We start from the raw sequence: 14004 nt of genomic DNA, 5'->3' as shown, positions 1-14004 counted from the left end.
AACCCCGAATGCTGTTATAGTCGTGGGCTTCACCGCTTCTGGCGGTGCTTCGTACGTCTCCTCTGACCTCTTGCAGACCGCTGCGCCGGGCATCCAAACGGACTCCCACGCAGGCTTCGGCTCTCCGCCGAAGCTGTTTCCCGCCACGGGGAGCGCGCACTGCATGCCCTCGGGTTCGGTCGGCGGCGATGCCGTCGCTTTGACTGTTCCCCGGCGCCTCACCAGGCCCTTCATGCCGACCACGGCGGTTGCTCTGCAACCGCGCCGCGCATGTGTCTTTCTTTCCTGGTGATCGACGCGAGCTTTCTCCCAGCGACATCACGGTTCTGCCGCGATCACATCGATCTTGCGCGGCGACCAGGCGCTCCGGCGCGGACTCCGTTTCGACGGCGTCGGCCCGGCTGTGCACCTTTGGATTGCAAAGACAAATGAGTTTCGACCACGACAAGAACGCCGCCGACACCCTGGACACGAACGAGGCGCTGGACAGCGGCCTCGAGCAGGTGATCGAAGCCGGCGAACTCGGCGCCGACGCGCCGACCACCGGCACCCCGTTCTCGGCCCTGGGCCTGCACGACGCGCTGCTGCGCGCTGTCAAGGATTCCGGCTACGAGAACACCACCGAAGTGCAGGCGCAGGCGATCCCGCCGGCGCTCGACGGCAAGGACCTGATGGTCTCGTCGCGCACCGGTTCGGGCAAGACCGCCTCGTTCATCCTGCCCGCGCTGCAGCAGGTGCTGAACGCCCGCGCCGAGCGCGCCGCCACCAACAACAAGACCCGGACCGTCGGCCCGCGCGTGCTGGTGCTGGCTCCGACCCGTGAACTGGCGATGCAGGTCGCCAAGGCCGCGATGACCTACGGCCGTCACATCCAGGGCCTGCGCGTCGCCACCGTGCTGGGCGGCATGCCCTACGCGCAGCAGCTGCGCGCGCTGAGCGGCCCGCTGGACGTCCTGATCGCGACCCCCGGCCGCCTGCTGGACCACATCAACAGCGGCCGCTGCAAGCTGGACAACGTGACGATGTTCGTCCTCGACGAAGCTGACCGCATGCTGGACATGGGCTTCATCGACGACATCAACTTCGTCGCCGAACAGATCCCGGCCGAGCGCCAGACGCTGATGTACAGCGCGACCTTCGCCGGCAACACCGGCCGCCTGGCGTCGCAGCTGATGAAGGACCCGCAGCGCATCGACGTGTCGGGTCACACCGACTCGCACGAGAACATCGAGCAGCGCCTGCACTGGGCCGACAACGGCCAGCACAAGCGCAAGCTGCTGGAACACATCCTGGGCCTGCGTGACGTCGACCAGGCCGTCGTCTTCACCAGCACCCAGCAGGACACCGAGTGGCTGGCCGAACAGCTGGAGGCCATCGGCCACCGCGTCGCCGCGCTGCACGGCGGCATGCCGCAAGGCAAGCGCACCCGCACGCTGATGGCCCTGCGCCGTCGCGATCTGCGCGTGCTGGTCGCCACCGACGTGGCCGCCCGCGGCATCGACGTGCCGACGATCTCGCACGTCATCAACTTCGGCCTGCCGATGAAGGCCGAGGACTACGTCCACCGCATCGGCCGCACCGGCCGTGCCGGCCGTTCCGGCATCGCGGTGACGCTGGCCGAGCGTGGCGACATCTCCATGATCAAGCGCATCCAGCAGTTCACGACGCAGCAGATCCCGGTCTCGCGCATCGAAGGCCTGGAGCCGCGCAACGAAGAGCCGAAGATCTACCCGTCGCGCCCCGGCTTCGACCGCGGCGATCGCGGTGGTGACCGTGGCGGCTACGGCGGCAACCGCGGCGGCTACGGTGGCAACCGTGGCGGCTTCGGCGGCAACCGTCCGCAAGGCGGCGGCTACCGTGGCGGCGACAACCGCTTCGACAACAGCGCCCGTTTCGAGCGTCCGGAAGGCCAGGGCCGTCCCCCGTTCGGCGAGCGTCGTGAAGGCGGTCAGGGTGGTTTCGGCGGCGGCCAGGGCGGCCAGCGCTTCGAGCATCGCAACGAGCGCCCGCAAGGTGATCGTCCGTTCGGCGACCGTCCGCGTTTCGGTGATCGTCCGCAAGGCGGCCAAGGCTTCGGCGGCGCACCGCGCAGTTACGGCGATCGTCCGCAGCGCGATTTCGGCGCTCCGCGCGACGGTGGCCATGGCGGCAACGGCGGTGGTTTCGACCAGCGCCGTCCGGATCCGCGTTTCGACCGTTCGGCCGAGAACAACGACCGTTACGCACCGCGCGCCGAGCGTCCGGCCTTCAACAAGGGCGACGACAACCGCTTCGAAGGCCGTCCGGCCAAGCCGGCGTTCAGCAAGGGCCCGCGTCCGCAAGGTGGCGACGACCGCGGCGACCGCGGTGGTTTCGTGCCGCGCAAGGGCCCGCGCAAGTTCTGAGCCTCACGGCTCGGTTGACGAGGGGCGCTGAGGGATGCGCGTCGAGGGTCGGATTGTCCAGTGGGACGACGCGAAGGGCTACGGCTTCATCGCGCCGTCCGACGGCGGACCGAAACGCTTCGCGCACATCAGTGCCTTCGGCATGCGCGCCCGCCGACCCTTCGTCGGCGAGCGCGTCGACTACGAGCCCGGATCCGATGCGCAGGGCAAGCCCCGCGCACTGAAGGTCCGGAGCCTCGAGCCCAAGCCGGCGCCCGCCGGCCCCGCGCCCCGGCGTGGTCCGTCCTCCGGCTCTGCCGACGCGGCCCGCGCTGGTCCGAGATCCAAGCCCGCGCCGTCCGCGCGCGGTGCTTCCGCTTCCTCCTCCCCCAAGTCTTCCGCCGACACCGGTGCCTCGCTGTGGCTGGTGCCGGGCTTTGCCTCGCTGGTGCTGTTGACACACCTCGCGTGGCCGCTGCCGCGCGGCTTGTGGGGCGTCTATGTCGCGATGAGCTTCGCGACCTTCCTCGTCTATGCGCTGGACAAGCGCGCGGCGCGACTGGGCCAATGGCGCGTCAAGGAATCGACGCTGCATGTGCTCGCGTTGCTGTGCGGCTGGCCCGGCGCATTGCTGGCACAGCACTTGCTGCGGCACAAGAGCGCCAAGCCGGCCTTCCGGCGGGTGTTCTGGTTGAGCGTCGCGCTCAACATCCTGGCCTTCGTCTGTCTTTTTACGCCGCTGCTGACGCCGTTTTTCTCGGGATTCTCCGATCACTGGAACGCGCGATCGGCCGGCTCATCCGTTTGATGCTGCAGTTGAAAGTGATTGGCACCGAGGACGTCCCGCACGTGCTCGCGTTGCAGGCCCAGTGCTACGGGCCCGAGTTCCTGGAAAGCGCCGAGGCCTTCGTGGCCAAGCTGAACGCGGCGCGCCATCTCCACTGTTCCTACCTGGCCGTCGAGGGCGGCGAGCCGCTGGCCTACGTCGTCAGCTTGCCGGTCGACGACGGGCAGTTGCCGGCGCTCGACGCGCCGGCTATCACGCCGGCGCGCGCACCGCGCACGCTGTACCTGCACGACCTCGCGGTCTCGCCGGCGGGCCGCGCGAAGCGTCTGGGCCACAAGCTGGTGCAGCAGGTGGTGCATCGCGCTCAAGATATGGGCCTCACGCAGGTTGCGCTGGTGGCCGTGCAAGGCTCGCGGGCGTACTGGGAGCGCCACGGCTTCTCCGACGCTGAAGCCCCGCTGAGCGCCGCGCTCATCGAGAAACTCGCCAGCTTCGGCTCCGGGGCAACCCTGATGCGGCGGTCCCTGACACCCGTGTGACGACGGGTCGGGAAGGGCGCTCCGAGGGGCGATAATCCGCCTCTATGACAGTGACCCCGGGAGGCGTGGACGACGTGCTGCGCGACGATCTCCCCGAACCCTCATTCGAAGACCATTTCCGCGAAGGTCAGCTCCCGCAGGACTCGCTCCTGTGGTGGCAGCTGGAACGCAACGAGGCCCTGCTGGGCGCGCAGCGCGCGCTGTTCCACGGCCCGGCCACGCTGGTGCGGCTGCGCGTCTGGGTGTTCATCGAGCTGATGAGCCTGCCGCAGTCGCGGCTCTCCCGCGACGACCTGAACCGCCACTTCCACGTGCTGCGCGACGAGGCGCTGGAACTCGTGCTCAAGCGCCTGCGCGACGGGCAATTGCTCGCCTGGGATGCGTCCAATCAACAGTACGGCGTGACGCCGCTCGCGCAGCAGCTGATGGCGATGGTGTCGCCGCTGACGCAAGGGCAGGCGGCGGACGAGGACGGCGACCTGGCCGGCCTGCTGGCCAACGTGGCCGGCGCGCAGCAGCTCGGCACGCTGGAGCCCGCGCAGCTGCAGCATCTGCTGGCGCAGCTCTCGCGGCTCTACAACGAGTTCGCCGACGCGATCGCATCCGGTTCCGAATTCCACCTGCGCCGTGCGCGCATGCGTTTCGAGCGCGCGCTCAAGCTGGTCGAGCGGGCCAGCGAAGCGCTGTCCGCGATCATCCGCCAGGCGGAGGACGACGGGAACGCACGTCTGGAGCGGCTCGCCCGCGAGCTCGGTCTGGCGCAGGCGCGGCTGCTCGCGATGGCGAGCCAGTTCAACCGCGCGCTGCAGCAGGCCGACCGCCAGCGCGTCACGCTGGGCTCCACCGGCATCACGACGACCGACGTGCGGCGCTGGTTGCAGGAAGTGCCGTTCCTGGAGAACCTGGCGCTGGGCGCGCTGTCGCGGCCCGTTCATCCGGTCTTCGTCGCCCAGCATGAGCTGCTGGACGGCTGCGAGGCCGAGTTCGAACGCGACCGGCCGGTGCCGCCGACGCCCGAGCCGCTGCCCACCGGTCTGGCTGCGCCGGAGGGCGAGCTCGCCGTGATGAGCCTGCCGCCCGAGATGAACCAGCTGCAGGCGTTGCTGGGTCTGTGGACCGGCGACAGCGTGCAGACGAACGACCTGCGGCCGGCGGTGCTCGGGGGCAGCTACGCCCGCGCGGCCTACCGCGCGCAACTGCTGCCGCTGCTCGGCGACGTGCAGGCGCAGCATCTGGCCGGCGCGACCGGCGACATGGCGCGCCAGCCGTGGCGCGTGCGCTGGTCCGCGCAGCAGGGCGAGATCGACGACGAGTACGTCCGCTGGATGAGCCAAGGCGTGCTGCATTCGACCGAGGTCGAACCGCCGGTCGAGCCCGAACCCGAGCCCAAGTGGCGTCCGCCCGAGCCGCCCGCGCCCAGGCGCGGCCGCCGCAAGGCCGCCGCAGCAAGCGCTGAGACGTCCGCCGACGCCCCTGCGCAAGGCCTGACCCCCGACGCCGCGGCCGACACCGCCGTGGCGGCTCCCGATACCCCTGCATCGATCGCCGACGCGACGCCGTTCCCGGACGCGCAGAGCCCGTCGGACGTCGACGCCGACACGCCTTCCCAGGCTTCCCAGGCATGAGCAATCAACTCGACGACGCCGCCCAACTGGCGGCTCAACTGCTGGCGCGCCGCTGGCTGCCGCGCAACCAGCCGCTGGTGCGGCGCGCGCTGATCGACCAGGAACTCTGGCGCGCGGTCAACGAGCGCGTGGCCGCCGTCGGCCTGCGCGTCGTGGACAACGTCTACGCCGACCACATCACGCTGGCGATGCTGCGCCCGGCCGAGGTCGCCGTGTTCGGCGAGACCGGCTTGGCGTCGAACAACAACCTCGACCTGCCGCGCGACGGCGTCGCGCTGCTGGTGGTCGTGTGGTCGCTGATCGTGCTGCCCAAGCGCCAGCGCCAGCTCTCGCGCGCCGAAGAGGCCGCCGAAGGGCAGGGCGAGATGTTCTCCAAGGACAAGCCCCTGCCCAGCGCCGCGAGCAGCGCGCCGACGCTGTCCTACCGCAGCCTGCTGGCCGACTTCGGCAACCAGCTGGGCAAGAAGATGCGGCTGGATTCCAACCTCAAGCTGCTCGAGCGCCAGGGCTTCATCACCCGCAAGGGCGAGGACATCTGCGAAGGTCCGCTGCTGGACCTGCTGCTCGACTACGACACGCTGGCCCCGCGCATCCTGGACGGGGCGCTGGCCGACGTGCTGGCGCGCAGCACCGATGCCGAGTCCGGTCCGATGCTGAACGCCATCCTGGCCGCCCGCCACAACGAAGAATCCGATCTGAGCGACGCCTGATGTTTCACCTGCAATCCCTGGAACTGCTGCACTGGGACTACTGCCGCCGCGTCTCGATGCCGCTGGACGGCAACATCATCACCATCGCCGGGCCGAACGGCTCGGGCAAGACGACGCTGCTCGATGCGATGCGGACGCTGCTGGGCCTGGAGTGCTCCGGCGGCCGGACCTACAAGACCTACGCCCGTCACGCCAACGCCGAGCACGCCTGGCTGCGCGCGCTGGTGGACAACCGGCCGCGCAACCGCCAGAACAGCAGCCGGCCGTTCGCGAGCTCGCTGCTGTATTCGGACCAGGTGACGCTGGCCTGCCGCATCTCGCGCCAGGGCGGCGACTGGGTGCGCCGCTACACGCTGGTCGACGGCGTGCAGGAGATCGAGGAGCTCGACACCAAGGCCGACAAGGACTGGCTGGGCATCGAGGCCTGGAAGAAGCGCCTGGAGGCCGCGGGCCTGACGCGCGCGATCGGCCGCGTGCTGGCGCTGGAACAGGGCCAGACGGACCGGCTCTGCGAGCTGTCGTCCAAGGAGCTGCTGCGGCTGGTGTTCGAGGTCTTCGGCGACCAGGAAGTGCTGGACCGCTACGAGCTCGCGCGCAATCACCAGCAGCAGCTGCTGAAGGAAGTCGACCAGTCCACGCATGAACTCTCGCATGCGCAGGCGCAACTGTCGGACCTGGCCAACCGCGTCAACAGCTACCAGCAGTACCAGCTGCGCCTGAAGGAGCGCGAACGGCTCTCGACCGAGGTCGTGCCCGTGATGCAGTGGAGCGAGCAGCGTCAGCGCACCGCGCAGCAACTGCGGGAGCTGCATCGTCAGCGGCTCTTCGCCCGTTCGGACGAGCGGGGCATCAGCGACAAGCGCGCGCACCTGCTGGCGCTGTTCAAGGCGCAGGAAGCGTCCAAGGACAAGCTGTCCGATCTGGAACAGCAGCGCAAGGAAGCGCGCCAGGCCTTCGAGGCCGCGCGGGACGGCGAACGGCCGATGGAGCAGCTCGCCAAGCGCGAGGAGGACCTGAAGGCGCTCGCCGCCGTCGAGACCGACGGCGCGGCGCTGACGGCCAAGCTCGAGGAGCTCGGCACGCGCCAGCACCAGCTGCGCGAGAGCTTCACGCGCCAGAACGACCAGCAGCGCAAGGCGCAGGCGGCGATGGACGAACTGACCGGACAGCGGCTGCCGCCGCCGCCGGTCGAGGTCACGCGCTTCCGCAAGGCGCTGGACGAGGCCGGCATCGCGCACCACGTGCTGGCCGATGCGATCGACATCGCCGACGACCAGTGGCGCGCCGCCGCCGAAGGCTTCCTGCGGCCGTCGCGCTGGGTCGTGGTGCTCGCGCATTCGAGCGACGAGGGCCAGGCCTACCGCCTCGCCTCGCGCGAGCGCTATCGGCACTACGTCGTCGCCGACGGCGAGTTCGCGCCGACGGTGTGTCCGAAGGACAGCCTGATGTCCGTGCTGAAGTTCAACGCGAAGGCGCCGGGCTGGTTGCTGCGGCAGCTCGCTTCGATCCGATGCGTCGCGGACACCGACAAGGGCGCGCAGTCCGGCGGCGAATGGATCACGCCGGAGGCCTACTACCGCGATGGCCGCGGCGGTCGCAGCCTGTGGGTCGAGCCGCGCGAGTACCAGTTCGGCGACTCCGCGCTGGACACGCGCCGCGCATCGCTGGACAAGGAACTGACGCGCTATGACCTGGAGCTGTCCAAGCTCGCCAAGGAGCAGCTCGAGATCGAGCGCCAGCTCAAGGACGCGCAGCGCGCGGCGCAGGGCCACAAGGCGGCGCAGGAGCTGGTGGAGCGTTCCGAGGAATTCGCCGAGGCGCGTGCGCGCCTGCCCGGTTTGCGCCAGTCGCGGATCGAGGCGGCGACGCGCATGGGCGCGCTCGACCAGGAGCATGACCGCACGGTGGCCGCGGCGACGCGCACCGAGCGCGACTACGAGGGCGCGCAGGCCAGCCTGAAGGCCAGCGAGGACAACGTCTCGCGCGCCGAGCGCGACTGGGCGACACGGCGCGCCGACTTGATCGCGACGGCGAAGGCCTCTCATGAGGCCCGGGCGAAGTTCCCCGCGGCCTGGCTGCATCCGATGCGCCTGAATGCGTTGCGCGATGAATTCGAGAACGCCAAGCAGGCGGAGATCGCCTCGCGTCATGTGCAGCAGGAGCTGGACACCGGCGTGTGGGAGACCGATGCCGGCGTGCAGGAACGCCATGCGCGGATGCAGATGGCCGTGCTGGAGCAGACCACGCAGCTCGACGACCGCCGCGCGAGCAACGAGATGGCGCGCATCGCCGCGTTCAACGCGCGCGAGCGCTACATCGACGTGCTGCGCGCGACGGTGCGGCGCTACAAGAAGAATGTGCAGGAGCTGGGCGAGCTCGCCGGCGTGCATGCGCAGGCCGAGCTGCCACATCTGGACAACGACGACACGGTGCTGGCGCAAGCGGGCCTGCACGTGAAGTTCAACTTCGACGGCAAGGGCGAGGTCGGCATGAACGACGGCGAGGCCTCCGGCGGTCAGCAGGTGCTCAAGAGCCTGATCCTGCTGGTGGGCCTGATGAAGGACGACGACGCGCCCGGCGGCTTCGTCTTCATCGACGAGCCCTTCGCCCACCTGGACGTGCGCAACATCCAGCTGGTCGGTCACTTCCTGAAGAGCACGCGCGCGCAGTACCTGCTGACGACGCCGATCACGCACAACGTCGAGGTCTTCGAGCCGTCGGAGATCACGCTGGTCACCAGCAAGAAGCCCCGCGGCGAGCGCTGGGCGCCGCCGATCGCCGTGCTGGCGCGGCGGCCGGAGAAGTCCGTCTACGGCTGAAGCGCCTGACATCCGGATCGAGAACTCCAGGGCGGGTGAGGCGACTCACTCGCCCTCGCCACTTCTGGAGTACTCATGATCCCCTCGGTGAATCCGCAGTCGAATCCCGCTGCGACGGACGCATTGCCGACCGGCCGGTTCGCAGACCCCGCCTACCGGGCGCGGGTCCGCGAACAGGCGCGCGCACTGAAAGAGATGAGCCTCCTGCCGCAGGACGTAGAGATGAAGGCGGTCGAGCTGCCGGGTCGCATCCGGGAGCTGCAGCGTCAATGGCAGGAGGCTTTCAAGCTGGGCTTCAAGCTGACGCCCGAAGACCGCGAGGGTTTTGAGCGGAAATTTGCGGACCTCGACTTCTTCGACGTGCGGGCGCTCGGCGACGTGACGGTGTGCGCCTTCGGCCTGACCGAGAGCCTTGCAAGGGCGATGAATGCCCGGCTTCCCCCCGATGAGCGCCTGAACTGTGAATGGTCCCCGGAAAGAGGGGTGTGTGAGGTTCGCGTCATCCGCGGAGGTGTGTCGCGCGAGCATGGCCGGGAAGACGACTCGCGGATCCTGCGGTTCCGTCGCATTTCCTCGGACTGAGCCGCAACGCCGAGCCGTCGACGCGTCGACCCCGCGAAAGCCGCGCACTTGCGCGGCTTTTCTTTTGCGGTCGCCGGGCCGTTGACACCCCCATCGGAGGGCCGCCTTCAGGACGAGACGCGATCAGGCAAAGACTGGCATGGAACGCGGCCTCATCGATGCAAATCTCGGTAGTGGACTCTTCGGCCGCCCTCATGGCCCCGCGCTGCGCCTGCTGCATCTGGTCCGGGATCGCGGCGTCCACGCCGTCTTCCTGCCGGCGGAACTTCAATGAGCCCGTCGACATGAACGAAAGCCCGGGCTTGCCCGGGCTTTCTGCTGTTGCGTGCGCGAAGACTACTTCAGCCCGCCGCTCAGGAAGGCCTTGAGCCGCTCGCTCTGCGGCTTCGCCAGCACCTCGCGCGGGTTGCCCTGTTCCTCCACGCGTCCCTGGTGCAGGAACATCGTGTGCGATGACACTTCGCGCGCGAAGCCCATCTCATGGGTCACGACGATCATCGTGCGGCCTTCCGCCGCCAGGTCGCGCATCACCTTCAGCACCTCGCCGACCAGCTCCGGGTCCAGCGCCGACGTCGGTTCGTCGAAGAGCATGACCTCCGGCTCCACCGCGAGCGCGCGGGCGATCGCCACGCGTTGCGCCTCGCCGCCCGACAGCTGCGCCGGATAGACGTCCTTGCGGTGCGACACGCCCACGCGGGCCAGCAGCGCCTCGGCCTTCTCGATGGCCTGTGCGCGCGGCTGCTTCAGCACGTGGATCGGCGCCTCGATGACGTTCTCCAGCACCGTGCGGTGGCCCCACAGGTTGAAGTTCTGGAACACCATCGCCAGCCGTGCGCGCCAGCGCTGCAGCTGCGCCGCGTCGGCGGACTTGAGGCTGCCGTCGCGGTCCCGGACGAGCTTGAGTTCTTCCGTGCCCAGCTTCAGCGTGCCTTCGAAGGGCTGCTCCAGCAGGTTGATGCAGCGCAGGAAGGTGCTCTTGCCCGAACCGCTGGATCCGATCAGCGTGATGACGTCGCCCGGCTTCGCCGCCAGGGACACGCCCTTGAGCACTTCGCGGTCGCCGTAGCGTTTGTGGAGGTTGTCGACAACAAGACTGGCCGCGGACATCAACGGGCTCCCAGGAGTTTTCCGGTGCGGGTCGCCTCGCGCCCCGCGACTTTCGCGACCCGCGCCCCGGCCGTGACCAGGCGCAGCGTGTCGCGTGCAAACAGCAGCCCGTCGGTGGGGCTCTTCAGATCCGTGACCGATCCGCTGATCGGATCGATGACCTGCGCGATCACGTCGCCGGCCTTCACGGTCTCGCCGACCTCGCGCAGGAAGGTCAGCACGCCGCCGACCGGCGAGGGGATGGGGATCGACCCCGCCAGCGGGCGCGCATCACCGACCGGTGCCGGCACCGGCGGCGTCGCGCCGTCCGGCGCGTCCGATGCGATCACGCCGCGATGGATCAGGAAGTCCACGATCGCCTGCGCGTCCTTCGCCGCCAGGTCGTGGTGCACGTCCTGCTGGCCGCGCAGCTCGACGGTCACCGACAGGCAGGCCTGCGGGATCGGGAAGCGGTCGCCGAAGTGCTTCGCCCACTTCCACCAGACCTGCGAACAGGCCTCGTCGAAGGGGTTGTCGCCGGAGTCCGTCGCCAGCAGCGTCACGCCCGCGCCGAGGTAGGCGGCCAGCGGCTCGCATTGCGGCCAGCACGGCGTCTCGGTGTAAAGGTGCATCACCGCCTGGGCGTCGCAGTGCAGGTCCAGCACCACGTCCGCGTCGCAGGCCATCAGCATCAGCGTCTTGCGCAAGGCCTTGAGCTCGGTATCGGCGGGCGAGGCCTGGACCTCGGTCTTCAGCGCGGCCCGCAGCACCGCCACGTTGCGCGCCGGATCGGCGCCGAGGCGCGGCTCGGCGTTCCGCGCGGCGGCCTCGATGTGCTCGGGGTAGTGGCGGTTGAAGTTCTCGCCCGACAGGCCGTCGAAACGGCCCAGGTGCGACTGCAGCCACCATTGCGACAGGCCGATCGGATTGGCCATCGGCACGAGGATCACCTCGCCGCGCAGGCGGCCCGCGGCCTCCAGCGCATCGAAGTGGCGGCGCAGGTGCCAGGCGGTGAGCATGCCCGGCAGCTCGTCGGCATGCAGCGAGGCCTGGATGTAGACCTTCTGGCCCTGGCCGGGCTGGCCATAGTGGAGCGAGACGAGTTCGCGCTGCGTGCCCGGCGCCGGGCTCGGGAGCGGGTGTTGTCGGAGTTGCATGGGAGTTTTCCGGTCAACGCGGCATCAGGGGCTTGAGCCAGCGCTTCTCGGCCTGGTGGAAGAGGCCGACCAGCACCAGCGTCATCGTGAAGTAGAAGAGCGCGGCGGTGATGAAGGCCTCGAAGGGGATGTAGTAGGTGGCGTTGACGTCGCGGGCGATGCCCGTGATGTCCATGATCGTCACGACGCTGGCCAGCGCCGTGCCGTGCAGCATGAAGATGACCTCGTTGCTGTAGGCCGGCAGCGCGCGGCGCAGCGCATGCGGCAGCACGATGCGGCGCAGCATCACCCAGCGGCTCATGCCCAGCGCCTTCGCGGCCTCGACCTCGCCGTGCGGCAGCGAGCGGATCGATCCGGCGATGATCTCCGTCGTGTACGCGCCGGTGTTCAGCACGAAGGTCAGGCAGGCGCAGAACCAGGCCGAGCTGAACAGCGGCCACAGGGCACTCTGCTGCATCCATTCGAACTGGCCCAGCCCGTAGTAGATGAGGAAGAGCTGCACCAGCATCGGCGTGCCGCGGAAGACGTAGGTGTAGGCCCAGACCGAGCGCGACAGCCACTTGACCGGCAGCGTGCGCAGCACGGCGAGCGGGATGGCCAGGGCCAGGCCGATCAGCAGCGACACGACCAGCAGCTCGAAGGTGATGAGCGCGCCTTCGAGGTAGCGCGGGAAGTTCTCGACGATGGCGTCCAGGTTCATGGGATCGTGATTACAGCGAGTGGCGACGCACGCCGATGGACAGGCGCTTCTGCAACTGGTCGAAGACCAGTTCGGACACGGACGTGAAGAGCAGGTAGATCAGCGCCACGGCCAGGTAGAACACGAAGGGCTCGCGCGTGCCGGCGGCGGCCTGCGAGCCGCGCATCATCAGGTCGTGCAGCCCGATGACCGACACGATGGCGGTGCTCTTGATCAGCACCAGCCAGTTGTTGGACAGCCCCGGCAGCGCATGCCGGAACATCTGCGGGAAGGTGATGCGCCACGCGACCTGCGCGGGGCTCATGCCGAAGGCCAGGCCCGCCTCGCGCTGCCCCGGCGGTATCGCCAGGAAAGCGCCGCGGAAGGCCTCGGTCAGGTAGGCGCCGAAGATGAACGCGATGGTCACCACGCCCGCGATGAAGGGGTTGATGTCGATGTATTCGTCGTGCCCCAGGGCCGTCGCGATCGCGTTCACCGCGACCTGTCCGCCGAAGAAGATCAGCAGCATCAGCACCAGGTCGGGCACGCCGCGGATCAGCGTCGTGTAGAGCGTGGCGATGCCTTTGGCGACGCGGAACTTCGACAGCTTGGCCATCGCGCCGATCAGCCCCAGCGCCATGGCCAGCGCCATCGAGCTGAGGGCCACGCCCAGGGTCAGGACAGCGCCCTCGAGCAGGCTGGGCAGATAACCGTGCAGGAACATTCGACGGACCTTGTTCGTTCTGAAGGAAAGAGGCCCGGCGGTGCCGGGCCCCGAAGCGCCGGGGTGGAAGCGCAGCGATCGCGGCGCCTCCAGGCGCGGATCACTTGGCCGTCTTGCCCGAGATGTCGTACTCGAAGTACTTGTCGTTGAGCTTCTTGAAGGTGCCGTTGGCCTTCACCGCCGCGATGGCGTCGTTGAACTTCTTGCCCAGCGTCTTCTCGTCCGCCTTGCGCAGGCCCACGCCGCTGCCGGTGCCGAAGTACTTGACGTCGTCGTAGCTCGGGCCCACGAACGCGTAGCCCTTGCCGGCCGGCGTCTTCAGGAAGCCCATGTCGGCGGCGACCAGGTCGGCCAGCGTCAGGTCCACGCGGCCCGACTTCAGGTCCAGGAAGGCCTGGTCCTGCGTCGCGTAGCGGACGATCTCGCTCTGCTTGAAGGTGTCGGCGGCAAACTTCTCATGGATGGTCGCGCGCTGCACGCCGATCTTCTTGCCCTTCAGGCCGGCGGGCGAGAAGTCGAACTTCGCGTCGGCCTTGGCGGTGAAGCGGGCCGGCGTGTTGTAGTACGGGTTGGAGAAGGCGATGACCTTCTTGCGCTCGTCGGTGATCGACACCGACGCGATGATCGCGTCCACCTTTCGCGCCTGCAGCGCCGGGATCAGGCCGTCGAAGTCCTGCTGCACCAGCGTGCACTCGGCCTTGAGTTCGGCGCACAGCGCCAGGGCCAGGTCGATCTCGAAGCCCTTGAGCTTGCCGTCCGCGCCGACTTCGGAGAACGGGGGGTAGGCGCCCTCGACGCCGATGCGGATCTTCTTCCATTCAGGGGCCTGGGCGTGCGCGGCGCCGGCGGTGGCCAGCAGGGCGCAGGCCGCCAGGGCGGCGCGGGCGATCAGTTGTCGACGTTGCATGAAGGCTCCTTGTGATTGAGCAGGAA

13 protein-coding genes are annotated in these 14004 nt (G+C 69.0%); 8 read left to right on the top strand and 5 right to left on the bottom strand.

Features of this window, described 5'->3' with window-relative positions; genetic code table 11:
- Window positions 1-428: 428 nt before the first annotated feature.
- The 8 genes from AC07OZ_RS19460 to AC07OZ_RS19425 all read left to right on the top strand — a co-directional run bounded on the left by AC07OZ_RS19460 (window position 429) and on the right by AC07OZ_RS19425 (window position 9699).
- Entirely contained in the window at window positions 429-2384 is a 1956-nt protein-coding gene (locus AC07OZ_RS19460) for a DEAD/DEAH box helicase (RefSeq protein ID WP_495468733.1), read from the top strand.
- A 34-nt stretch (window positions 2385-2418) separates the two neighbouring features.
- Window positions 2419-3171, top strand: coding sequence for a DUF1294 domain-containing protein (locus AC07OZ_RS19455; protein ID WP_495468732.1), 753 nt, complete (start codon window positions 2419-2421; stop codon window positions 3169-3171).
- Complete coding sequence (locus tag AC07OZ_RS19450) at window positions 3171-3689, top strand: GNAT family N-acetyltransferase (protein ID WP_495468731.1); 519 nt, start codon at window positions 3171-3173, stop codon at window positions 3687-3689. The genes AC07OZ_RS19455 and AC07OZ_RS19450 overlap by 1 nt, the downstream gene beginning before the upstream one ends.
- A 44-nt stretch (window positions 3690-3733) precedes the next feature.
- On the top strand, window positions 3734-5314 hold the full coding sequence (locus tag AC07OZ_RS19445) for a hypothetical protein (protein ID WP_495468730.1): 1581 nt from the start codon (window positions 3734-3736) through the stop codon (window positions 5312-5314).
- The gene (locus AC07OZ_RS19440) at window positions 5311-6024 is read left to right on the top strand and encodes a hypothetical protein (protein WP_495468729.1); all 714 of its coding nucleotides are present in this window, start codon (window positions 5311-5313) and stop codon (window positions 6022-6024) included. Before AC07OZ_RS19445 ends, AC07OZ_RS19440 begins: the two co-directional genes overlap by 4 nt.
- Complete coding sequence (locus tag AC07OZ_RS19435) at window positions 6024-8843, top strand: ATP-binding protein (protein WP_495468728.1); 2820 nt, start codon at window positions 6024-6026, stop codon at window positions 8841-8843. The genes AC07OZ_RS19440 and AC07OZ_RS19435 overlap by 1 nt, the downstream gene beginning before the upstream one ends.
- Window positions 8844-8918: 75 nt before the next feature.
- Window positions 8919-9425 (top strand): hypothetical protein, encoded by a 507-nt coding sequence (locus tag AC07OZ_RS19430; RefSeq protein ID WP_495468727.1) that lies wholly within the window; start codon window positions 8919-8921, stop codon window positions 9423-9425.
- Window positions 9426-9564: 139 nt separating this feature from the next.
- A complete protein-coding gene (locus AC07OZ_RS19425) occupies window positions 9565-9699 on the top strand; it encodes a hypothetical protein (protein ID WP_495468726.1) in 135 nt (44 codons plus the stop codon).
- A 62-nt stretch (window positions 9700-9761) separates the two neighbouring features.
- Here the strand turns inward: AC07OZ_RS19425 and AC07OZ_RS19420 are convergent, their stop codons facing one another.
- From AC07OZ_RS19420 to AC07OZ_RS19400, 5 genes are all read right to left on the bottom strand, one after another.
- Window positions 9762-10532: an ABC transporter ATP-binding protein gene (locus AC07OZ_RS19420; RefSeq protein ID WP_331614431.1), complete on the bottom strand. Its 771-nt coding sequence runs from the start codon at window positions 10530-10532 to the stop codon at window positions 9762-9764.
- Window positions 10532-11668 (bottom strand): succinylglutamate desuccinylase/aspartoacylase family protein, encoded by a 1137-nt coding sequence (locus AC07OZ_RS19415; RefSeq protein ID WP_495468725.1) that lies wholly within the window; start codon window positions 11666-11668, stop codon window positions 10532-10534. Before AC07OZ_RS19415 ends, AC07OZ_RS19420 begins: the two co-directional genes overlap by 1 nt.
- A gap of 13 nt (window positions 11669-11681) precedes the next feature.
- Window positions 11682-12368, bottom strand: a complete 687-nt coding sequence (locus tag AC07OZ_RS19410) for an ABC transporter permease (protein WP_495468724.1) — start codon at window positions 12366-12368, stop codon at window positions 11682-11684.
- Window positions 12369-12378: 10 nt separating this feature from the next.
- On the bottom strand, window positions 12379-13071 hold the full coding sequence (locus AC07OZ_RS19405) for an ABC transporter permease (protein WP_495468723.1): 693 nt from the start codon (window positions 13069-13071) through the stop codon (window positions 12379-12381).
- 100 nt (window positions 13072-13171) lie between these two features.
- Window positions 13172-13978: an ABC transporter substrate-binding protein gene (locus AC07OZ_RS19400; protein ID WP_495468722.1), complete on the bottom strand. Its 807-nt coding sequence runs from the start codon at window positions 13976-13978 to the stop codon at window positions 13172-13174.
- Window positions 13979-14004 lie beyond the last annotated feature (26 nt).

The organism is Roseateles sp. GW821-FHT09G03 (assembly GCF_059416045.1).
This window is presented reverse-complemented; position numbering and strand designations above follow the sequence as displayed.